Origin of the sequence: Mesorhizobium sp. M2E.F.Ca.ET.209.01.1.1 (assembly GCF_004010375.2) — a bacterium.
GTDB lineage: Bacteria > Pseudomonadota > Alphaproteobacteria > Rhizobiales > Rhizobiaceae > Mesorhizobium.
The window spans coordinates 358,999-378,406 of sequence record NZ_SADP02000004.1 but is presented as its reverse complement, the minus strand read 5'-3'; the positions used below and the strand labels follow the sequence as shown (position 1 = coordinate 378,406).

Below are 19,408 nucleotides of genomic sequence, written 5' to 3'. Positions count from 1 at the left end.
GTGGCCAGGCCGGGCCCATTTCGGCGGCGCGTCAGACCTCAGTCGTCTTGCCTTCGGCGGCGCACGGCGCCTATGTCATTGCTGCGCTCCCTGTTCTTGCCCTTCATGGCGCATGGTTCAGGCTCCGCTCTACCCCAGCGGAACCGAGCCCAGATATGGGGAGTTCAGGAGACGACAGTCGATTCCCCCCGGGATGTAGCTGCTCCTTCATCGAGCCCGCCACTGGTTCAGGCACCAGTAGGCGGGCTTTTGATGAGCCAGCCGACGCAGCCCGGCCGAATGCAATTCGAGGGAAGTAACCTTCAGCCCCGTCCGACCAAACAGATGCAGCGTTTCGCCTTTTCCCTGAAACGGTGAAACGTTCTAATCGGCGTGATCGAGCAGGCGGGTGGCGTCCGGGCGGTCCCGGCCCTGTTTGCTCCCGGCGTGGTCGATGCCCTCGACCGTGATGGCGAACGTCCCGTTCTCGGTCCTGCCGATGAAACCCTTCGCCTTGAGGTACCACAGGTGGAATTCGAGGTGCTCGCGGGGGCAGCCCGACAGGCGTTCGAGCTCCTCGTCGCCGATGCCCGGATTGTTGACGTCGCGTCGGCGCCGCACATAGAGAAGCGACAGCAAATTGGCCTGGATGACCGCATCCCTGTCCATGCCGCCGCCATCGCGCGCGCCATCCGTGAGTTCGTGGCGAAGGCCCAGATGCTCGCGGTAAAGGATGTCGTACTGAGCCCGCTTGACTGGGTCCCGCAGCGTATTGTGGGCCTCAACAATCTCGCTGAAGCGCGATTCATTGCCCGTTTCCCGATTATCGGGATGGTAGCGCATAGCAAAATAACGGAAAATCCGCTCGATTGTCTCAGAATTGGCGTTCGGGCTTATTTCCAGAACTTCGTAGTAGTCAATGAACATTAATCGTGCTTCCGAAATTACGGAAACCACTCCCCGAATCCAAGCATTGCCCAAACGCTGCGCATATGCAAGGCGGGCTTCGACAATCAGCCAAGTGAAAAGCCGCTCTTCCCGGGACGACACTCCCGGCTGAAACCGCTCACACTTTTCCTGGAATTGCTCTAGGTTGGCGCGGTTTGAAATTCAGGTGGCAACCTGGATGGGAGCCGACCTCAAGCCCGGCTCCCTTTTGGCTCGCCTCGAAAGAGGCGAGCCTTTTTTTCGCGAAGCCGCCTCTCGGCTTTCGTCCGAAGGCTTCACCGACCTAAAGCATGTCTCCCGAAAGTGGGAACCGGTTTCGGGATAAAGACATGCGTAAAATAAAATACCCTGATGCGCATGGAGCGAATCTGAAAGATCGCGACGCGCTTTAGGTGTGCCATGGCTAATATGGCTTGCTGGATATAGACTTCACAGAGTCGGGTCCACAGAGGCATTGGGAGGGACAACAGAATGCCACGCGTATCGGAACTCTTCTTCAAGACGGCCATCGTTTTTCTCATCCTGGGCATCGCCGCCGGGCTGCAGATGGCGATCTCGGGCGATCACGGCGCCTTCCCGGCGCATGCCCACATCAACCTTCTTGGCTGGGTCACCAGCGCCATCTTCGGCGGCTATTATGCGCTCAATCCGGCCAAGGCCGAGCGCCGCATCGCCATGATCCACTACGGCCTCTATACGGCCGGCATCGTGATCATGCTGCCGGCGCTCTACTGGATGCTGGCGGCAGGCCATCCGGAGATCGAGCCGGTCGTGGCGATAGGCTCGCTGATCGTCGCCGCTGCGGTGCTGGTCTTTGGCTTCGTCGTCTTCTCGTCGTCCGAGACGGTGCGCTCCGCCTCACCAGCCACGGCGCGCTAGCTTGCGGTCGAGCAGGGGGCTTCAGCCTGGATGGGCTGGAGCCTCCGCCGGCTAAGGCAACAACTTCGGAAACAACAGCGAAATGACCGCCTGGATGATGCCGTCGCGCTCGAACGGGCCAGGCAATTTCGCGGGCGAGGCGGCGCCCTCGTTCGACTTGGCCTCGTCGGTCACGCGGACCTCGCCATGCACCAGCCACAGCACCGCCGCGAAGTAGCCGGCCTGCAGAATAACCGCGGCAAGGACCGTCCAGCCCAATGCCGCCCAGACCGATCCGGTGGACGCGAATGTCCAGCCGAGGATCACCAGAAGCGTCGCCGCCATTCCCACAAGAAACTGCGGAAAATACATTTGCCCAACCGAGCGCCGCGACCATTTCCAGTCGTCGACGACCTCGCCCATGTCTCTACCCGTCATGACCCTTGCACCTTTTCCGGGTGGACCGCAAGCTTGAACAATCTGCCCGGCGGCTTGGTCGCACCATCGTCCGCCCCCGACAGGGACCAAGGATGCAGGACTACCTTGCAACAACCGGCAATTGCGCCGGATCGTTCCATGGGTCCCGCATTCAAGCAACGCCTTATGGAGCGTGCCGGCGGCCGCGCCGGCTATTTCCCGGCCGCGGCGGCACTTGGACGAAAAAGGCCCGCATCGGCGGGCCTTGTTCTCTTCGTGCCGATTCCCTGTCAGGTCAGGATCAGGACGATCTTGTAAGTGTCGGGGTCGACGATGACGATACGCCCGTCGGCCAGCACGAAATAGTCGTAGGATTCATAAGCGGGCACGATCTTGACGATGCGGGCCGGCAGGCGGTGCAGCCGCACCTTATGCCGGGGCACCTCGACGCCCACCGAAATGTCGAAACTGACGTCGCGGACCGGTTCCACCTTGGTCTCGTGAATGATCTGCGTGATCTGCGTCTTCTGCTCGACGGTCACGTTGTTGATCGAGGCCGTCTTGTCCTGGTCGGTCTGGACGGTGGTGTTGCCCTGCGCATTCTGCTGGGTCTTCGTGCCGGTGTTGGTCTGGGCATTCTGCTCGGTCTTGGTGCCGGTGTTGGTCTGAGCGTTCTGCTCGGTCTGCATCTTGGTGTTGCCGCCCTGAGCATTCTGCTCGGTGGTGGCGCCGGCCTTGCCCTGAGCCTGCTGCTTCTTCTTGAGCTGCGTGTTGTCCTCGGCATTCTGGTCGGTCTTGGTGCCGGTGTTGGTCTGAGCGTTCTGCTCGGTCTGCGTCTTGGTGTTACCCTGAGCATTCTGCTCGGTGGTGGCGCCGGCCTTGCCCTGAGCCTGCTGCTTCTTCTTGAGCTGCGTGTTGTCCTCGGCGTTCTGGTCGGTCTTGGTGCCGGCCTGACCCTGGGCCTGCTCATCGGTCTTCATCTTGGCCTTGCCCTGAGCCTGTTCCTGCGTGTTGGCGCCGGCCTTGCCCTGGGCGTTCATCTCGGTCTTCGATTTCGTTTCGCCCTGGGCCTGCCCGCCTGCCTTGCCGCCCTTCTGGCAATCGGCCGTGCCGGCCGCGCAATTGTTGTCGCCGCCGCTTGGCTGCGCGGATTCGGTCTGCGCCATCGCGGCGCCGCAACTCACACTGAGCGCGAGCATGCTTGTGATCAGCAGATGTTTCATTGGATTTCTCCTCGGAAAGTCGGTCCCTTCGCATGGGTAACCCCGCCCGAAACGCATTGTTCCGAAATTGCTGCAAGGGGCGAAGAGCGTGGTCTTGCGGAACACGGCGGCATCAATTTTTGCAAGCGCCCGTCCGAATTTCGCAGGAACAACGCCAGGCGATCGGCGTTACGACAATGCCGACCCGCTGTGGAAAATCGCAGGCGCAGCATCAGGCGATTTGATCCAATCCACATAGGAGAGACGAACAATGAAAATGCACATCACCTCCGCCGCCGCCGGCCTGCTGCTTCTTGCCGGTATTGGCGCCGCTGCCGCTGAAGATGTCGTCATCGCGCCGGAGCAGGAAACCGTGATCAAGGAATATGTCCACAAGCAGCCGCTGGCTTCGGTGAAGATTCCGGGAGTAGAGTTGAACATCGGCAGCACGGTTCCCGACACGGTCGAACTGCACGAAGTGCCGAACGTCAAATACCGTTACGTTGTCGTCGACAATCGGACGGTCATCGTCGACCCCGGCACGCGCAAGATCGTCAAGGTGCTCGAATAGTCGATCGAATAATCGATACCGTGCCGCAAGCAGTTGGCCCGTCGTTCTGCGGCGGGCCATTAACCGATTATTATTTTGTTACCATATGCTAACGGAACCTTCCCGCCGCGCTTGAGTTAGCGGCTCTGGGCTCACGCTGTCTCATAGCCAACACAAATCAATGGCAGGGTGGAGATTCGGGCGGCGGCGAACAGATACGGGCGGGGTCAAGGAGGAGTTTGACCAACATGTCGAAACGAGAAATCGGAACATCCCGTTCCCTCGGGATGCGCGTCGCCGATCTCAAAGCCAGGATGCGCGACGCCCGGATCACCGAGCATGAGATGAAGACCTTCCAGAAGGTCGCGGCCATCATGGGGGGCGGCGAGGGCTCCCTACGCATCGAAGCGGACGACCTGATCGCCGCGTCCTTCGTCACCGAGGCGCTGGGCGAGTCGGCGCCGACCTGACCGGCCACCAGCCGAAAATCCCCGATTGATCCAGTCGACCGTTAGCCGCCAGGCGGCGGTCCGCGCGGACGGCAGGCGGACCGCTCGTCGGGTATTTCGTCGGTCAGATCCTGAAACCTGCAGGCAACGCCAACGCGGCAGCCGTCAGTGCGCCGGCCGCTGCTGAGCCCGGCTTTCGCGTGCCCGGTTGCGCCTGATCTTGGCCTCGCGCAGCACCGCGACCGGATCGGCCCCGGTCCACTCGATCCCCGCCTTCTTCGCGAAGGCCAGGAACGCCTGGCGCGCCTTGTCGAGATCGATCTCTCCGGACCGCGCCGCCTCGCAGGCGCGCAGCGCCGTTGCGTGGCTCTCGCCCCGCGAGGCCAGCGGCCATTCCTTGAGGAAATTCTGCATCCCTGTGAGCGTGGCGATCTCGCGCTTGAACCCGGCGCCGACGGCGATCACCACTGGGGCGCGAAGTTCAATGTCGCTTCTGATGTAACCTTCTTGCATGACGGCGGCGCCCTTTGGATTTCAAAGTCTTGCGGAGTTTCAATGCCTTCCAATGCGGAGCCCATGCGAAGGTTCCGCCACATCAATTAGTCGTCGCTGACGGAACAACACCTCGCCGGGGACGTTTGCCCCGGGAGCTCAACTATTCGACCTGCCGATGTTTCCGCCACCCGCGGAGGCAGGGCGGAGCTCGCCAACACGCGATCCGCAGGATCGCTTTGAATCCAACAGGAGAGAAACGATGAAACACACCCTCATTGCAGCTGTCGCCGGCCTGGCTCTGATGGCCGGCATCGGCGTCGCGGCCGCGGACGAGGTGATCGTCACCCCCGAGCAGCAGACCGTGGTCAAGGAATATGTCCACAAGCACCCGATCGCCTCGGTCAACGTGCTTGGCCTCGAGCTCGGCGTCGGCTCGACCGTGCCTGACACCGTCGAGCTGCAGACGGTTCCGGACGTGCAGTATCGTTATGCGGTCGTCAACGACCACACGGTGCTGATCGATCCTGGCACGCGTCGCGTGGTCCAGGTGATCCAGTAACATCTGGAACCGAGGAGCCCGATCCTCCCGCCGAAGCATCGGGGAGGACCGGGCTCTTCTCGCATCGGGGCAAAACGCCTAGAATGCAGTGGTTTGGGAGGCAACGAAGCGCGGAAGGAGTCGTTGCCATGCATCATCCACATGTCGAATCACCGAGTATCGCCGCCACGGTCGACAAGCTGCTGGCCGAGCACAGGACCGGCCTGCTGACCATGCAAGAGGCAATTTCCCTGCTGCGGCAGCGCACGGGGACCGACCGTTCTGACGCGGATTTAGCCGGACTGATCGCAAAGAAGGCAGCGCATCTGGGCATCGCGGTCGTCGTCGACGGGCATTGAGCGAATTTGCCGTCTAAGTCGGTCGCATATGCGTGAGAGCGAAGACGCCGCGTGAAAATTCCGCTAGTGTTCGCCCTGGGGAACCCGTCCCAACCTTAGGAGGCGACAGTGACGGACGACAGGCACGAACGTATTCGCCAGCGCGCGCACGAGATCTGGGAGCAGGCCGGTCGGCCCGAAGGCGCTCATATGGAGCATTGGGAACAGGCGGCCGCCGAGATCGACGCGGCAGGCAAGCCGAAGAAAGCTCCGAAGAAGGCCGCTGCCGCCAAGGCGGAAAAGCCCGCCAAGGCCCCCGCCAAGGCAAAGGCGGCCAAGCCGAAAGCCAAGGCCTGAATCTCCGGCGGCCGCGCCGCCGCCGGCTATCCCGACAAGGATCTCCGACAACGACCGGACGTGGCTGCGCTGGCCCCGCCGGTAGCCGGCGCCGCCGTGCTGAGCGAAGGCTTCGCCCATGGCGGCCGCCTGACCGCCACGCTCGGCATCGCCTTCGCCGGCAGCCAGGTCGGCGGCAATGCGGGGCTGCAGTTCAACTGGTAGGAAGAGGAAGAAGAGGGAAGGCGTGCCGCCGAACCGCTAGAGCAATTCCAAGAAAAGTGTGTGCGGTTAGGCTCGGCGCCTTCGCCGTAGCCTTCCGTCCGGAATTGCTCCAAAACAAAGACATAGAGCGGTTCGCCGTTTTCCGTGAAACGGTGAAACGCTTTAGCGCCCTCCCTGCTTCCTGGCGTATTGCGCGACTGCGCAGAGAAGCGCAAGCGCCGCGGTATCGCAGGCGGCCCGCGACGGCGACGGGCCCTTGGCAAAAAGCACCGCATCCGCGACCGGAACCGTCAATCCGTGCTTTCTGGCAAATGAGGTGACTTCGTAGGGCTGATCCTCGGGCAGTGCGCCGATGTCGATTTGCGGTTGCATCAAACGTGTTCCTCCCTGCTATGCGTTTCCCTCCTTCACCCGGCAGGAATTAACGCCCGGCCACTCACCCGCGTCCACCAATTGGCGATTGTGTGAAACGATGCATTTGCCGGGGCGCTGAGCCGAGGGTTGCAGCCGGCTGGTTGAGGGGTCCACGGCGTGGGCTTCTTCGGTCTCCCGCACGGGGAACGCCTCACCACGCATCGCTCGACCTGGCGAACCTTACCCCGGCCGCGATCATCGCGCTTTCGCACTCGCTGATCAGCCTGAGGTTTCGCAGATATCGCGCCACCGTTTCCGGCAGCCAGGCGGCGCAGGCTTCGACATAGGCGCGGCCGTGCACCAGCGTGCCGGTCGAAAGCCGCTCGTCCCTCTCGGCGATCACTTTCAGATATTGCCGGATGAAGCGGATGTCGTCGGCTATGTCCTGGCTCGCCATGCGCCAGGCGCCGGCGAGGCGTTCGCGCTCGGCGAGCGGCAGCGGCGACAGCAAAGGGCGGGAGAGGTCGGCGAAAGCGGCATGGTTGGCGGTGTTCAAGCAAATCCCCTCAAAGGAAGGGAAGTATCGTACTTTATGTACGAATCTTGGTCAAGCGAACGTCGTACGATTTGAACGATGTGCCCTCGTGCTGGGATGAAGATTAGGCGATCCGCTTCGAAAAGCCCTCGAGCGGCACGCCGATTTCGCCAAGTGCCCGCCCCAAGACTGACTGGACCATTTCCTGCCTGTCCGGCTTCAGCAGGCCCAAGCCCTTCCGCAATGCGCCCCGCCAGGCGTCGCCGCGCTTCCACGCTTCCGCGAAAGCCAGTGCAAGGTCATCCTGTCGGCGCGTCGTATCCAGCGCCTCGACCAGCAGGCCCGCCTGATGGAGGTCCTTCTCCCGCTTCGCCGCCGCGCCTCGCTCGCGGCGGGTCGCCACGGTCAGCTTGTGGACGGCGAAGCGTTCGGGCGAGGGGACAAGCACCGGCACGCCGGAGCGATGCAGCAGCACCGTCCTTACCGGATCGCGGATCAGGAAATCGAGGAAGCGCAGCGGCTGCGCCGAAGCGCCGCCGAGCGACGGCATCAGGCTGGCGCGGTCGGCGTGGTTGTCGCTGCCGCGGTTGGGGGTGAGAAACTCGATCCTGTAGCGCGAGGCGTTCTCGTACTGCGTCGTGCGGCCGGCATCGGTCCGGTGCGGGATTTCGCGAAACGTCGGGTCGACGGCCCTCAGCACGTCGATGACCGGCGGCATGCTGTGTTCCACGTCGGCCGAAACGGAATGGAACTGCGCGAAATCGGCATCGCCTGTCTGCAGCGCGGCGCCCGGCAACCGCACGCCGAGATGCCCGGCATAGGTCTGGAAGGCGACGGTGCCCACCAGCACCGCGCGCAGCCGGAAGAGCCCTGCCTTTTCCAGCGCCTCGACGACATCGCCGGTGAAGGTCTCGGGTGCTGTCAGGCCGGCATCGCGGACAAGCGTGGAGACCAGCTTGCGGCGGCTCCTGAGATCATCCTTGATCTCCCGGAAGGCCGCAACCCGCCTGGCGATCTCGGGATCCTCGGCCGGACCGACATAACGCCTCGTTTTCTCGGGGCGGGTTTCCTCGAAATACCAGTAGTCGCGGCCCTTCACCGGCACGCGCACGAAATTGCCCGCCGTCGAGAAATCCGTCTCGAAGGAAGCATCGAGGCTGCGCTGCACCAACTCGGCGTAGAGGGTGCGGTAGGCGAGGTCGATGGTCTTCATGGCTCCTACCAGCGTTATAAGATTTCTGCAGTTTTCTTATAATTGCGCTTCGCTGGATCGATTGCAAGTCTGTTGTAAGAAATTCGTGAAAATCTTATAACCACCGGCATCTCCCCTAGGGGAGATGAGACTTCCTGGCCCAATTACCTGGCAAAAAACGCTTTCCGTTTCGCTCGAACAGTGCTTTAACGCGGCCATCCACAGGGGTGCTCCGTACGGTCGGGGCTGAGATGGTGGCGGCAAGCCTCCGGACCCTACAGCTGATCTGGATAATACCAGCGGAGCGAGGCGGGCCATGTTTTGCGGCGCACAGATTTCCCTTTATCCCATGGCCGACGATTTCGTCGGCGTCATCCTCGGCGCGTTGGGCGCGCTCGATCCTTACCGCGACAGGCTCAGGATCGAGACCGACGACATCTCGACGCTGCTGGTCGGGCCGCCCGAAGTGCTGTTCCCGGCCATGCGCGACCTGTTCGTGGCGGCGGCGAAAAGCGGCAAGCACTGCGTGCTGTCGGCGGCGGTTTCGCGCGGCTGTCCCGGTGAGCCGGACGATCCGATCTGCCGCTCCGACGAGATCGGCGGCCCGGCGATCCCGCTCGACGAACGCAAAGGCGCGGCGCTCGGCGCCGTGCGGTCGACGCCCTCGACCGACCAGGCGGTGGCGGCGCAATTCTCGCTCTATGTGATGGGCACCGGCGACCATATGGACGAGATCTATGGCTGCATCGATTTCCTGAAACAGTCCGGCGTGTTCGACCGTTCCAAGAACTTCTGCACCAGGTTGCGCGGCGATGCCGATGCGGTGTTCGCCACGCTCAACGAAGCCTTCTGCCGCTTCGGCCCAGGCGCGGGCCACGTGACCCTCGACATCACGATTTCGGCGAACAGCCCGACCGCGGTCTGAGCCCGCGCTCGAGTTGTCGAGGTGGATGTCGTGGCTGTTTCGTTTAATCCGCTGCGCGGGGGAGAGAACCCCGCATCTGATCCTATCCCGGAAGAGGGATGGGGGCCTTCGGCGATTGGCGAAAGCCGAGGCGACATCCAATCTCCCCCCTTGCGGGGGGTAAGGAGTGGTCCGCAAAGCGGACGCGAAGCCAATTGCTTGGCTTCGCGAACGACGAACGCCCGGAGCGACAGCGAAGGGCCGGCCAACCCGGCAGGGCAGAGGCGGGTGCTGTCCCGCCAGCGTCTCCAAGGGTTGCAAGCGCAGCCTTCGTCCGTTCCTTCGGAGCCCTCACAAGCTGGCGTTCCGTCACACCCCCCTCTGGCCTGCCGGCCATCTCCCCCGCAAGGGGGGAGATCAGCTGTTATCGCCGCCTTCGCCAAGCTCGCTCCCGCTGCCCTCGCATTCGCCTTGCTCCTCCTTGCCTGGGAGCTCTACGCCCGCCTCGGTGGCATCGCGCCCACCGTGCTTCCCGCACCCTCGCACGTGCTGGCGCAAGCCTGGGAAAACCGAGCGACACTCGCCGAAAACACACTCCCCACCATCCGCGCCACGCTTGCCGGCTTCGCCTGCTCGCTGTTCGCCGCCTTCGCGCTTTCGGCGCTGGTCGACTTCCTGGCCCCCCTGCGCCGCGCGCTGTTTCCGCTGCTGATCGCCAGCCAGACCTTGCCGCTGGTGGCGATCGCGCCGCTGGTGGTCTTGTGGTTCGGTTTCGGCCTCTTGCCGAAGATCCTGCTGGTCGCGCTTGTCACCTTCTTCCCGATGATGGTGGCGCTGGTCGAAGGCTACGCCGCCACGAGTGCCGAAATCAGCCAGATGCTTGCCGCCATGGGAGCAGGGCGCTGGCGCATCTTTTGGCTCGCCCGGCTGCCGTCGGCGCTGCCCTATTTCTTCGCCGGACTGCGCATCTCCATCACCTATGCGGTGGTCGGCGCGATCTTCGCCGAATATGCGGGCGCCGCGAAAGGGCTAGGCATCTACATGCTCAGCGCCAAGAACAACTTTCGGCCCGACCTCGTGCTTGCCGCCGTTGCCGTCAGCTCGGCGTTGACGCTGGCATTGTTTGGTCTGGCCGTCCTGGTGCAGCGCCTCGCCATGCCCTGGGAGAGGGCCGGGCGCGACCGCAAGGCCGAGCCCTCCGAGCGACGGTCATGACCCGGCTCGAGCTCCGCGATGTGCGAAAAAGCTTCGGCGCGCTCGAGGTTCTGGCCGGCGTTTCGCTCGATGTCGGCGCGGGTGAGTTCGTGTCGATCCTTGGGCCCTCCGGCGCCGGCAAGTCGACGCTGTTCCAGCTCCTGACGGGCGCGATCCGGGGCGAGGGCGAGATGCGCTTCGACGACGCGCCGCTCGATGGCGCCCGCTTCGCCTTCATGCCGCAGCGCGACGCGCTGATGCCGTGGCGGCGCGTCATCGACAACGCCACGCTGGGGCTTGAAGTGCAGGGCATGAAGCGCAGCGCAGCGCGCGAGCGCGTGGCGCCCTTGTTCGCCGAATTCGGCCTTGCCGGCTTCGAACGCGCCTGGCCGGCCGAGCTGTCGGGCGGCATGCGCCAGCGCGCGGCGCTCTTGCGCACCGTGGTGCAGCAGCGCGACATGCTTTTGCTCGACGAGCCGTTCGGCGCGCTCGATGCGCTGACCCGCGCGGCCATGCAGCGCTGGCTGGAACGCATGTGGCGGAGCCACCGCTGGACCGCGCTGCTGATCACCCATGACGTGCGCGAGGCGGTGCTTCTGTCCGACCGCATCTATGTGCTTTCGGCACGGCCCGCGCGCGTGGTCGCCGAAGTGGCGGTGCCGCTGCCGCGCCCGCGCACCGAGAACGCCGCGCTCGCCCGCGAGGCGGCCGCGATCGAGGCCGGCATCCTCGACACGCTGCTTGGCCAGCCGACCCCATTCAACGATCACCCAATGGAGAACCGAAATGATTGACCTTACCCGCCGCCAGGCGCTGTTCCTGGCCGCCGGCCTGCCATTTGCCGGGACCGTCACACGTGCCCGGGCCGCCGCGCAAAAAATCACCGTCGCGCTCGACTGGACCGTCAACACCAACCACATCGGCCTGTTCGTCGCCCGCGACAAAGGGTTCTATCGCGACGCGGGGCTCGACGTCGAAATCCTGCCCTATGGCGACACCGGCTCAGGCACGCTGGTGGCCAGTGGCAATGCCGATTTCGGCATTTCGGGTTCGCTCGGCCTGTTCACGCAAAAGAGCGCCGGCGCCGACCTGAAGGCCGTCTACGCGGTCGTCCAGTCGGAGACCGGCCGCGTCGTCTTCAATGCCGACCGCGCCGCCATCAAAAGCCCGAAAAATCTCGACGGCCTGACCTATGGCGGCTTCGGCAGCGCCTGGGAGAACGCGCTGATTTCGACCATCATCCGCTATGACGGCGGCAAGGGCGATTTTTCCACGGTGACGCTGGGCACCTCGGCTTACGAGGCGCTGGCCAATGGCGCGGTCGACTTCACGCTCGAAGTCTCGACCTGGGAAGGCGTCGAGGCCGAGCTGAAAGGGTTGAAACAGCGCAGCTTCCGGTACGCCGATTACGGCGTGCCGGACGAGCACACCACGCTGATCGTTTCCAGCAACGTCTTCCTCGCCGCCAATCCCAAGGCTGCCGCCGCCTTCGTCCAGGCGACGCGGGCCGGCTATGCGTTCGCGGTCGATCACGCGAAGGAGGCTGGCGAGCTGCTGGTCGCCGCCAACAAGGATACGCTCACCAACCCGGCGCTGATCGATGCCTCGCTGAAGGCGCTGAATGACGGCCACTTTTTAAAGGGTGCCAACGGCGCCATCGGCACGATGGACAAGGCGAAGATGGAAGCGATGGGCGGGTATTTGTTTGCCTCGGGCATATTGCTCGATGGCAACGGCAAGGCGCTGAAGAACAAGCCGGATCTGTCGGCGTATTTCACGAACGAGTTTCTGGGGTAGGGGCCAAGCGCCGAAGGAACGCGGCCTTGCGCCGGCACCTTGCCCGGAAATCCGGTACGGAGCCTAATTCTCGACGATGGTCCGAAGCAGCGCGGTTTTGATGTGCCACCCGGCTTCGCCATGCAGCGACAGAGCGGCCTCATAGAATTTCGCCATGGCCGGACACAGATCCGGAAAATCCTGGTTGGCCTTTGAGATAGCCTCCATCTCTGCCGTCGTGCCGCCGATTTTTGTGAAAACGTCGGCGACCAGCGACCAATCCTGATCGCTGGGCTCGACCGCCGGCAGGCCGCTTCTTTTGGCGGCGCCGTAGGCGCGGAACAGCGCGGCGCCGATTCTGTCCAGGTCAGCCAGGAAATCGTGGCCGGGCGCGCTGATCGCGTCCGGCCCGTTGCGCAGGTAATTGTTGCAGGTGGCCGGCGTTTCGCGCGCCATGACATGATTGAGCATGTCGAGCTGCGCCGAAAGCACTTCCCAAGCATTGCTGTCGGGGGTCGTGGGCAGGAGCGGGGCGTATCTATGCCTGAGATCGGCGACCGTCTGCCTGCTGATATTGCGCACTTCTGTTTGGTTTCCAGCCTGGGCCGCGGCAGTGATCTTACGCAGCATCGCATCGTAGTCGTCCGGAAACTCCCGGGCGATAGCCTCGAAGATCCCGAGATGCTGCTTCCGGATCTCGGCATCGATGTCGGCGGTGGTCAGCGCCCGGGGCGGCATCGCCACAGACTGATAGTGGTGATGCCCGCCGCCGAACATCGTTGGCATCACGTCAGCCCCAACGATGCTCACGGGGATGACCGCCACGACTTGCAACCATTTCCAAGGTGACATTCGCCTGCGCTCCGACACCCTGCTCACTCCGCCCCGAGGCTCAATGCCTTCTTGCGGTCGGCCTCGGCGCGCTGATGGTTTCCCTTGGCCTCCCAGGCTCGGCTTCGCGCTTTGTAAAGGCCAGCAAACTTGGGATCGAGCTTTATAGCCTTGCTAAGATCGGCAATGGCTCCGTCATAGTCCGCCGTGGTTGTTCTAATCACCCCTCTGCCAAAGTATCCATAGACGTTCTTGGGATCGAGGCTTAACGCCTTCTCGAAATCGTTGTAGGCGCCGGCGCCGTCGTGCTGGCCCATCCGTACGAGACCCCGATCGGCGTAGACCTTCGCTTCGGCGGGGGCCAGGCTGATCGCTTTGTCGTAATCAGCAAGAGCTCGGTCGTAGTCTCCCTTCAGGGTGAAGCTCTGAGCGCGGCCGTAATAGCTCGGCGCAAAGCCCGGATCGAGCGCGATCGCCTGTTCGAATTGTGCAATCGCACCGTCATAGTTGCCTTTGTCGTATAGGGCGTTGCCCCTCGTGAAGAATGACTGGGCGCTTTCTGAGCCGCGAGTTTGCGGCGCCTCGTCTGAGGCGGCCGTCTGCCGGTCGCTCTGCCTCGCCATCCCGCCCGACTTCTTCGAGGCAAGAGCTTTTTCCTTCGCAGCCATTGCCAATTTACGACCCTGGCGGGCCATCTCGGATTTAGAGTCGAGCCTGAGAGCCCGGTCGAGATCGGCGGCGGCGCGATCGAAGTCCCCGATAGAGTACCAGGTGCTGCCGCGCCCGAAATAAAGCGGGGCATAGTCCGGCTTCATTTCGATCGCACGGTTGTAATCGGCGATGGCTTTTTCCGGCTCGCGCTTCTTTGTCAGTATAAGAGCGCGGGCATAGTAGGCCGTGATGTAGGATGGATCGATCTCAAGCGCTCTGTCGACGTCCGCCAAAGCCCCGTCATAGTCGCCCTGTTGCATGCGCGCCCTGGCGCGCGCCGAATAGGTCGACGGTTCGTTTGGCGCGAGCGCCAGGGCGCGGCTGTACTCAGCCTCCGCGCGGTCGTATTTGCGCTTTGCGTAGAACGCGTCGCCGCGCTTCAACAGCGGCATAGCGGCCCTCAGATCCGTGCCCTCCGCAGCGCCGGCCTCACCGCTTTCGCCCTTCGCCGCTACCGCTGCCTTGCGGGCTACGGCGTACTCACCATTACCGGGATCGAGCTTGAGCGCCTGGTCGAAATCGGCGATCGCGCCGGAATAGTCCTTGCGGTCGGCGCGAGCCATACCGCGCGCGTAATAGCTGGCGTCGGCCTTGGGATCGATGCCGATCGCCACCGTATAGGCGGCGACCGCGCGTGCTGCGTCGCCCTTGGCGTGCAAGGCCATGCCTTTGCAATAGTGCGCGTCGCGCGCTTTCGGGTCGAGCGTGGCAGCCCGCTCGCAATCGGCAAGCGCGCCGTCGACATCGCCGGATGTGGCCTTGGCGAGGCCGCGGAGAGAATAGGCCGCGGCGAAATTGGGCGCGAGCTGAATGACCCTGTCGAAATCGGCGATCGCCTGACCGTAGTCGCGTGTGGCGGCCCTGGCCCTGCCGTGGCCGAAATAGCCGAAGCGGTTGTCGGGTTCGAGCGCGATCACCACGTCATAGGAACCTATCGCCTTGTCGTATTTGCCCATGTCCAGCCAGGCATCGCCGCCGAGGATCGCTTGCAGCGCGCGCTGGTCTTTTGTCTCCAAGGCCTTTGCAGCCAGAGTGTCGTCCGTGGCCGCCAAATTCGGATGTATCGTTTGCGGGACCGAAGCGGCGCCGGCCAGCTTCGGCTGCCCCACGTCTGGCGCCTGTGCCGTCGCAGGGTTGCCCTCATCGCCGGCAGCCTGCTGGTCGCAGCTTCCCGACCGCGCGGAATCCAGCTCCACGGCGCGCCGGCAATCCGCCCCCGCGCCGGCCTGGTCGCCCTTGAGCGCCCTGGCGCGGCTGCGGCCGAGATAGGCGTCGGCATTTTTGGCATCGAGGCCGATCGCCTTGTCGAAATCGAGCAGCGCGCCGTCGACGCCGTATTTTGCCAGGCGCGCCCCCGCGCGGTCGACCAGTATCCTGGCGGCAGTCCTATCCTGGGCAGCCTGGTTCTGTGTCCCGGCGGCCTGAACGATTTGCTGGCCGCTCATGAGCGCGGCGCACGCGCCGGCGCGTTGCGGGTCGAGTTCGACAGCGCGCCGGCAGTCGCTCGCGGCAAGATCATTGTCTCCTTGCGAGGCCGCGGCAACCGCCCGGTCGTAATAGGCCTCGGCATTGTCGGGATCGAGTGAGATGGCATAGCCGAAGGAAGCGATCGCGCCAGGCACATCGCCGGAGACCTGCTGCTTCAATGCATCCCGGATTTGCGCGGCAGCTTCTTTGGAACGGATCTGCCTGCCGGTGGCCTCTATCTGCTTGGTCAAAGAGGAAAGATCCGGCTCGGACGCCTTTTCCGCCGCAGGCGCCTTGGCGTCTCCCGGCCCCACATCACATCCGCCAGCGTTCTTCGGATCGAGCGCGATGGCTTTGCGGCAGTCGACGGCCGCGCCGGCGCTGTCTCCCTTGCGTGAGCGCGTCAGCGACCGGCCGAGCCACGCCCTGGCATCGGTCGCATCGAGGGCGATCGCCTTGTCGAAATCGGCAAGGGCGCGATCATTGTTGTCCTTGTTCGCCCAGGCGACGCCCCGCGCGTAGTAGCCATCGACGTTCCCGGCGTCGAGCTCGATCGCCTTGTTGGCATCGGCGATCGCGCGCGCCCAGTCGCTCTTGCCGATCCAGGCGGCGCTGCGGTTGGCATAGGCATCGGCGCTCTTGGGGTCCATGGCGAGCGCGGCGTCGTAATCGGCAATGGCGCGATCGAACTCGTCCTTGGCGGCGTAGGCGATGCCGCGATTGACGAGTGCAATGAAATCGGTCGGATCGATGCGGATCGCCTTGTCATACTCGGCAATCGCCTTGTCCCGTTCGCCGGTCTTGCTCCAGGCGGTGCCGAGGCCCGTATGGGCGTCGCCGTTTTGCGGATCGGCCTCGATCGCCTGCTGGAAATCGAGCATCGCCGCCTCGATCTTGCCCTTGCGCAGGAAGGCCGAGCCACGACTGGAATAGGCGTCGCTGGCGGACGGTTCGAGGCTGATCACGATGTTGAAGTCCGCGATCGCGCGGTCGTAGTCGCCCTTGTTGGACCAGTCGGTGCCGCGGTTGAACAGCGCCGAGGTCGCCTTTGGATCGAGCGCGATGGCCTGGCTGTAATCGGCAATCGCGCCGTCCCAATCCTCCTTGTCGTCCCGGGCGGCGCCCCGATAGAAATAGGCTTTGATCCGCTGGCGCTGCGCTTGCGTATCGTCTTCGGCAATCGCCGTGCAGGCAGCGATGCGCTGATCGACCGCGGCCTGGTCGACATTCGCCTCCTTTTGGTCACTGCCCTGATCGCCGCTTTCGTCGCCGAAGCAAAGGGCATGGTCCTCAGCAACGGCGGGCGCGGCCAGAGCGCCGAGCACCACCGCAAGCGCCAGCCCATGCGAGAGCACGGCAACGAATATGCGCGAGACCGCGCCGGTGCGGCGAGACATGGTTTGATCCTCCCCCCGGAGATGCCGCGACGGCGGCTGGCAATTCCTATATAGTTCTGTTTTTGTTCCGGAATGCAAGCAGAAATTGCGAGAGCTGCGTTCCTGCGCTTCTAAGGTTAACGTCAGCGGGACCGAGGCGGCCTCTGGCCCAGTTCCACGCCCACCCCTCACATGTCGATTATCGACCTTCTCACCCGGCCGATGATGGTGATCGCGCCCTCCAGTTCCGGCGGGGGGATATCCAGGTAGGAAGCCGGCTGGAAGGGCGGGTTGTCGTTGGGGCGGTAGCGTTTGTAGGTGGCCCGTCCGGTCTCGTCCGAGATCACGTAGCAGCCATTGGTCACCAGCCGCTTGTCGCGCAAATTGACGAAGATGATCGAATCCGGCGGCGAGATCTTGTTCATCGACGGGCCGTCGACGCGCAGCGCGATCCATTCGCCTTCCTCGAGGTCGGCGGTGGGGATCGTCGGATAGTCGGAGAGGTTGACGACGCTGTCCTGGCTGCCGAGCTCGCCGGCGCTGATCCACGACACGATCGGCACGTCGACCGTGACGGGCGAGGGCATGAGATTGACCGGCGCCGCTTCGGCGCCATCGCCCCCCAAACTGCCATCGAACAGCAGCCAGCCGGGGTCGACGCCGAACAGCCGGCCGTATTTCTCGGCGGCTTTCCGGGACAGCGGCCGGTTGCCGTTCTCATGGCTGATGAGGGTGTTCTTATTGATGTCGCGCAGCGCCCGCGCGGCATCGCTGGGCGAAGCATAGCCGGCCTGGGCGCGCGCCTGCTGCAATCTGTGCCGTGAATCCATCATCGTACAAAATGCCTGAAATTTATCGTCCGTATTGTACGATTTTGCTTGCGCGTCATTCGTACATAACGTACGCTTAGCGCATGAATGAGCATCCCGCAAGCATTTCCGCATTACCCGTGATTCCGGCGCAGCCCACGAGCATCCAGGGACTGTCCACAAATATCTACGGGCTGCCCACGAGCATCTCGGGGCTTATCGACCGCTGGGGCAGCATCGGCGCTTTCGCCGCCGATGTCGGCTGCGGCTACGAGGCGGCGCGTCAGATGCGCCGGCGCGGCCGCATCGCGCCGCAGCATTGGCCGCATGTGGTGGCGGCGAGCCACCGGCTGGGCATTGCCGGCGTCAGCTACGAATGGCTGGCCGGCCGCGCCGCCGCCATGCAACGGGCGGCCGCCATGCAAGGGGAGGCGGCATGAACGCGCTGCCCTTCCAATTCAAGCCATCTTTGGAATTCCAATCGTCCGGCCTGTCTTCCTCCCCGGTCCGGGCGCATTCCGGGGCGCTTGCCCCGGATCCGGTCGAACCGCCCGCACCCCGGTTCACCGGAACGGCCGGAGCCGTTCCTCCCCCGGCTCCGGCCCCCAATCCGGGCACAAGCTGCATCCGCACCGAGGACGGCACCGTCATCCTGTTCGACCGCGCGTCGGGCAGGGCGGTGTCGGGCCTGACGCGGGCGGCGGCTGAAGCCAGGCTTCGCGAGCTGGACGAGGCCGCGCGCCCCGCCTGATTCCAACCCTTTTTTGAACCCCATCGACGGCCTCGCGGCCGAATCCAGGCGCTTGGGCCTAGCCCGGCGCTTCGCAAACCCACGCCCCAGCAATCGACGGAACGAGAAGATGGCAGCCGCCTACACCGAAAAGGAAATCGACGAGATCGCCGCTTGGCTGAGAGAGGGGCTTTCGGCCTCGCGCATCGCCGGCCGCTTCAGCGCGCTGCGCGGCGCCCCGGTCTCGCGCAACGCCATCATCGGCATCGTCCACCGCAATGCCGGCTTGCGCGCCATCGGCTTCGCCAATCCCAAGGGCGGCCGCGCCGGCGGCAGGCCGAGGAAGCATGCCCGGCCGGATCGTCCAGGCAGGCGGGGCAGGACCGTGATTGGAGGGGTGACGCTCTCCGAGCCGGCCGCGCTTTCCAGATATGCCGAGTTCGTGGAAGGCGCCGGCGCCGAAGCTGCCAATCTCCCCCCTTGCGGGGGAGATGTCCGGCAGGACAGAGAGGGGTGCTGTCCCGCCGGCTTTTCAGTCGTTGGCGCTTCCTCGGACCCGGACGCCGTCCGCACCCCCAAGCCGAAAAAACCCAAACTCCGCAAGCCAGCGCGCACCTTGCCGCCGGCCTGGCTTGCCCCCGGCGAGCGCCAGAAATCCGAAGCCCATGTCTACAAGCTGCCGGCGCCGCCGCCTGCGGTAAACCCCGGCCGCCAGCCGCATGTCGCGGCCATGCGCTTCCTCGACTGCCTGTTCGGCCGCTGCCGCGCCCCGCTCGACCTCGCGCTGCGCGAGGATGCCGAAGCCGATCCGCTCGGCGCGCGGCCGGGGCCGGACATGCTCTGCTGCGGCCTGCCGACATCCGCCACGCGCAGCTATTGCGCGCACCACCACGCCAGGTTCCACGGTCATCGCGGGAGGGGGATGTGAGGAGCGGGGCGTATCCAAGCTTGGGTTCCTCGCCCCCGCCAAAGGCGGGGGGTCCGAAGGACGGGCGAGACCCGTGGCTCGCCCCGGAACGGTGGCCGCGAAGCGGACGGAGAGGGGGCCTTCGTAGGGCGCTCCCCTCTCCGTCTCGGCTTCGCCGAGCCACCTCTCCCCTCTTCGTGGGGCGAGGATCCTTAATCCTGAGGCGCTGCGATCCTTCGCGCCCCCCTCTGTCCTGCCGGACATCTCCCCCACTTGGGGGGAGATTA

General features: G+C 64.3%; 24 protein-coding genes and 1 riboswitch. Of the genes, 14 read left to right on the top strand and 10 right to left on the bottom strand.

Annotated features, from left to right (window positions below; all coding sequences use genetic code 11):
• Positions 1-363: 363 nt before the first annotated feature.
• A complete protein-coding gene (locus tag EN852_RS10965; protein WP_127865183.1) occupies positions 364-906 on the bottom strand; it encodes a J domain-containing protein in 543 nt (180 codons plus the stop codon).
• Between the two features lie 492 nt (positions 907-1,398).
• On the opposite strand from EN852_RS10965, the gene EN852_RS10960 reads away from it, so the two are divergent.
• Positions 1,399-1,806 carry a hypothetical protein gene (locus tag EN852_RS10960; RefSeq protein WP_127875031.1) on the top strand — a complete coding sequence of 136 codons (408 nt, stop codon included), beginning with the start codon at positions 1,399-1,401 and terminating at the stop codon, positions 1,804-1,806.
• 51 nt (positions 1,807-1,857) lie between these two features.
• Here EN852_RS10960 and EN852_RS10955 read toward each other — a convergent pair whose 3' ends face one another.
• Both EN852_RS10955 and EN852_RS10950 read right to left on the bottom strand, forming a co-directional pair.
• The gene (locus tag EN852_RS10955) at positions 1,858-2,223 is read right to left on the bottom strand and encodes an exopolysaccharide production repressor protein (RefSeq protein ID WP_246694234.1); all 366 of its coding nucleotides are present in this window, start codon (positions 2,221-2,223) and stop codon (positions 1,858-1,860) included.
• 269 nt (positions 2,224-2,492) lie between these two features.
• The gene (locus tag EN852_RS10950; protein ID WP_127875032.1) at positions 2,493-3,425 is read right to left on the bottom strand and encodes a DUF1236 domain-containing protein; all 933 of its coding nucleotides are present in this window, start codon (positions 3,423-3,425) and stop codon (positions 2,493-2,495) included.
• A gap of 250 nt (positions 3,426-3,675) precedes the next feature.
• Here EN852_RS10950 and EN852_RS10945 point away from each other — a divergent pair, with 250 nt between their 5' ends.
• Together EN852_RS10945 and EN852_RS10940 are read left to right on the top strand one after the other, a co-directional pair.
• On the top strand, positions 3,676-3,975 hold the full coding sequence (locus tag EN852_RS10945; protein ID WP_127875033.1) for a DUF1236 domain-containing protein: 300 nt from the start codon (positions 3,676-3,678) through the stop codon (positions 3,973-3,975).
• 227 nt (positions 3,976-4,202) lie between these two features.
• Entirely contained in the window at positions 4,203-4,424 is a 222-nt protein-coding gene (locus EN852_RS10940; RefSeq protein ID WP_127865187.1) for a hypothetical protein, read from the top strand.
• A 144-nt stretch (positions 4,425-4,568) separates the two neighbouring features.
• On the opposite strand, the gene EN852_RS10935 is transcribed toward EN852_RS10940, so the two are convergent.
• Complete coding sequence (locus tag EN852_RS10935; protein WP_127875034.1) at positions 4,569-4,916, bottom strand: DUF982 domain-containing protein; 348 nt, start codon at positions 4,914-4,916, stop codon at positions 4,569-4,571.
• 241 nt (positions 4,917-5,157) lie between these two features.
• Here EN852_RS10935 and EN852_RS10930 point away from each other — a divergent pair, with 241 nt between their 5' ends.
• The 4 genes from EN852_RS10930 (at position 5,158) to EN852_RS40810 (ending at position 6,335) form a co-directional block, all read left to right on the top strand.
• Positions 5,158-5,457 (top strand): DUF1236 domain-containing protein, encoded by a 300-nt coding sequence (locus EN852_RS10930; protein ID WP_127875035.1) that lies wholly within the window; start codon positions 5,158-5,160, stop codon positions 5,455-5,457.
• A gap of 128 nt (positions 5,458-5,585) precedes the next feature.
• A complete protein-coding gene (locus EN852_RS10925; RefSeq protein ID WP_127865190.1) occupies positions 5,586-5,795 on the top strand; it encodes a hypothetical protein in 210 nt (69 codons plus the stop codon).
• A 108-nt stretch (positions 5,796-5,903) separates the two neighbouring features.
• Complete coding sequence (locus EN852_RS10920) at positions 5,904-6,131, top strand: DUF2934 domain-containing protein (RefSeq protein WP_127875036.1); 228 nt, start codon at positions 5,904-5,906, stop codon at positions 6,129-6,131.
• Between the two features lie 60 nt (positions 6,132-6,191).
• A complete protein-coding gene (locus tag EN852_RS40810; RefSeq protein ID WP_189545830.1) occupies positions 6,192-6,335 on the top strand; it encodes a hypothetical protein in 144 nt (47 codons plus the stop codon).
• 162 nt (positions 6,336-6,497) lie between these two features.
• Here EN852_RS40810 and EN852_RS10915 read toward each other — a convergent pair whose 3' ends face one another.
• The 3 genes from EN852_RS10915 to EN852_RS10905 all read right to left on the bottom strand — a co-directional run bounded on the left by EN852_RS10915 (position 6,498) and on the right by EN852_RS10905 (position 8,437).
• The gene (locus EN852_RS10915) at positions 6,498-6,707 is read right to left on the bottom strand and encodes a hypothetical protein (RefSeq protein WP_127865192.1); all 210 of its coding nucleotides are present in this window, start codon (positions 6,705-6,707) and stop codon (positions 6,498-6,500) included.
• Positions 6,708-6,900: 193 nt separating this feature from the next.
• Positions 6,901-7,245: a hypothetical protein gene (locus tag EN852_RS10910; RefSeq protein ID WP_127875037.1), complete on the bottom strand. Its 345-nt coding sequence runs from the start codon at positions 7,243-7,245 to the stop codon at positions 6,901-6,903.
• A gap of 103 nt (positions 7,246-7,348) precedes the next feature.
• Positions 7,349-8,437 (bottom strand): GSU2403 family nucleotidyltransferase fold protein, encoded by a 1,089-nt coding sequence (locus EN852_RS10905; protein ID WP_127875038.1) that lies wholly within the window; start codon positions 8,435-8,437, stop codon positions 7,349-7,351.
• A 192-nt stretch (positions 8,438-8,629) separates the two neighbouring features.
• A riboswitch (TPP riboswitch) is annotated at positions 8,630-8,742 on the top strand.
• On the opposite strand from EN852_RS10905, the gene EN852_RS10900 reads away from it, so the two are divergent.
• The 4 genes from EN852_RS10900 (at position 8,733) to EN852_RS10880 (ending at position 12,311) form a co-directional block, all read left to right on the top strand.
• On the top strand, positions 8,733-9,341 hold the full coding sequence (locus tag EN852_RS10900; RefSeq protein WP_127875039.1) for a YkoF family thiamine/hydroxymethylpyrimidine-binding protein: 609 nt from the start codon (positions 8,733-8,735) through the stop codon (positions 9,339-9,341). It overlaps the preceding riboswitch by 10 nt.
• Before the next feature lie 405 nt (positions 9,342-9,746).
• Positions 9,747-10,535 carry an ABC transporter permease gene (locus tag EN852_RS10890; protein WP_127875325.1) on the top strand — a complete coding sequence of 263 codons (789 nt, stop codon included), beginning with the start codon at positions 9,747-9,749 and terminating at the stop codon, positions 10,533-10,535.
• Positions 10,532-11,308: an ABC transporter ATP-binding protein gene (locus EN852_RS10885; RefSeq protein ID WP_127875040.1), complete on the top strand. Its 777-nt coding sequence runs from the start codon at positions 10,532-10,534 to the stop codon at positions 11,306-11,308. The genes EN852_RS10890 and EN852_RS10885 overlap by 4 nt, the downstream gene beginning before the upstream one ends.
• Positions 11,301-12,311 (top strand): ABC transporter substrate-binding protein, encoded by a 1,011-nt coding sequence (locus EN852_RS10880; protein WP_127875041.1) that lies wholly within the window; start codon positions 11,301-11,303, stop codon positions 12,309-12,311. Before EN852_RS10885 ends, EN852_RS10880 begins: the two co-directional genes overlap by 8 nt.
• A gap of 63 nt (positions 12,312-12,374) precedes the next feature.
• On the opposite strand, the gene EN852_RS10875 is transcribed toward EN852_RS10880, so the two are convergent.
• The 3 genes from EN852_RS10875 to EN852_RS10865 all read right to left on the bottom strand — a co-directional run bounded on the left by EN852_RS10875 (position 12,375) and on the right by EN852_RS10865 (position 17,508).
• Positions 12,375-13,115 carry a hypothetical protein gene (locus tag EN852_RS10875; RefSeq protein ID WP_246694233.1) on the bottom strand — a complete coding sequence of 247 codons (741 nt, stop codon included), beginning with the start codon at positions 13,113-13,115 and terminating at the stop codon, positions 12,375-12,377.
• A 50-nt stretch (positions 13,116-13,165) separates the two neighbouring features.
• A complete protein-coding gene (locus EN852_RS10870) occupies positions 13,166-16,696 on the bottom strand; it encodes a tetratricopeptide repeat protein (protein WP_127875043.1) in 3,531 nt (1,176 codons plus the stop codon).
• 167 nt (positions 16,697-16,863) lie between these two features.
• Positions 16,864-17,508 carry a S24 family peptidase gene (locus EN852_RS10865; RefSeq protein ID WP_127865199.1) on the bottom strand — a complete coding sequence of 215 codons (645 nt, stop codon included), beginning with the start codon at positions 17,506-17,508 and terminating at the stop codon, positions 16,864-16,866.
• An 80-nt stretch (positions 17,509-17,588) separates the two neighbouring features.
• On the opposite strand from EN852_RS10865, the gene EN852_RS10860 reads away from it, so the two are divergent.
• From EN852_RS10860 to EN852_RS10850, 3 genes are all read left to right on the top strand, one after another.
• Entirely contained in the window at positions 17,589-17,924 is a 336-nt protein-coding gene (locus EN852_RS10860) for a hypothetical protein (RefSeq protein ID WP_246694232.1), read from the top strand.
• Entirely contained in the window at positions 17,921-18,235 is a 315-nt protein-coding gene (locus EN852_RS10855) for a hypothetical protein (protein ID WP_127875044.1), read from the top strand. Before EN852_RS10860 ends, EN852_RS10855 begins: the two co-directional genes overlap by 4 nt.
• A 109-nt stretch (positions 18,236-18,344) precedes the next feature.
• A complete protein-coding gene (locus EN852_RS10850) occupies positions 18,345-19,142 on the top strand; it encodes a GcrA cell cycle regulator (RefSeq protein ID WP_127875045.1) in 798 nt (265 codons plus the stop codon).
• Positions 19,143-19,408 lie beyond the last annotated feature (266 nt).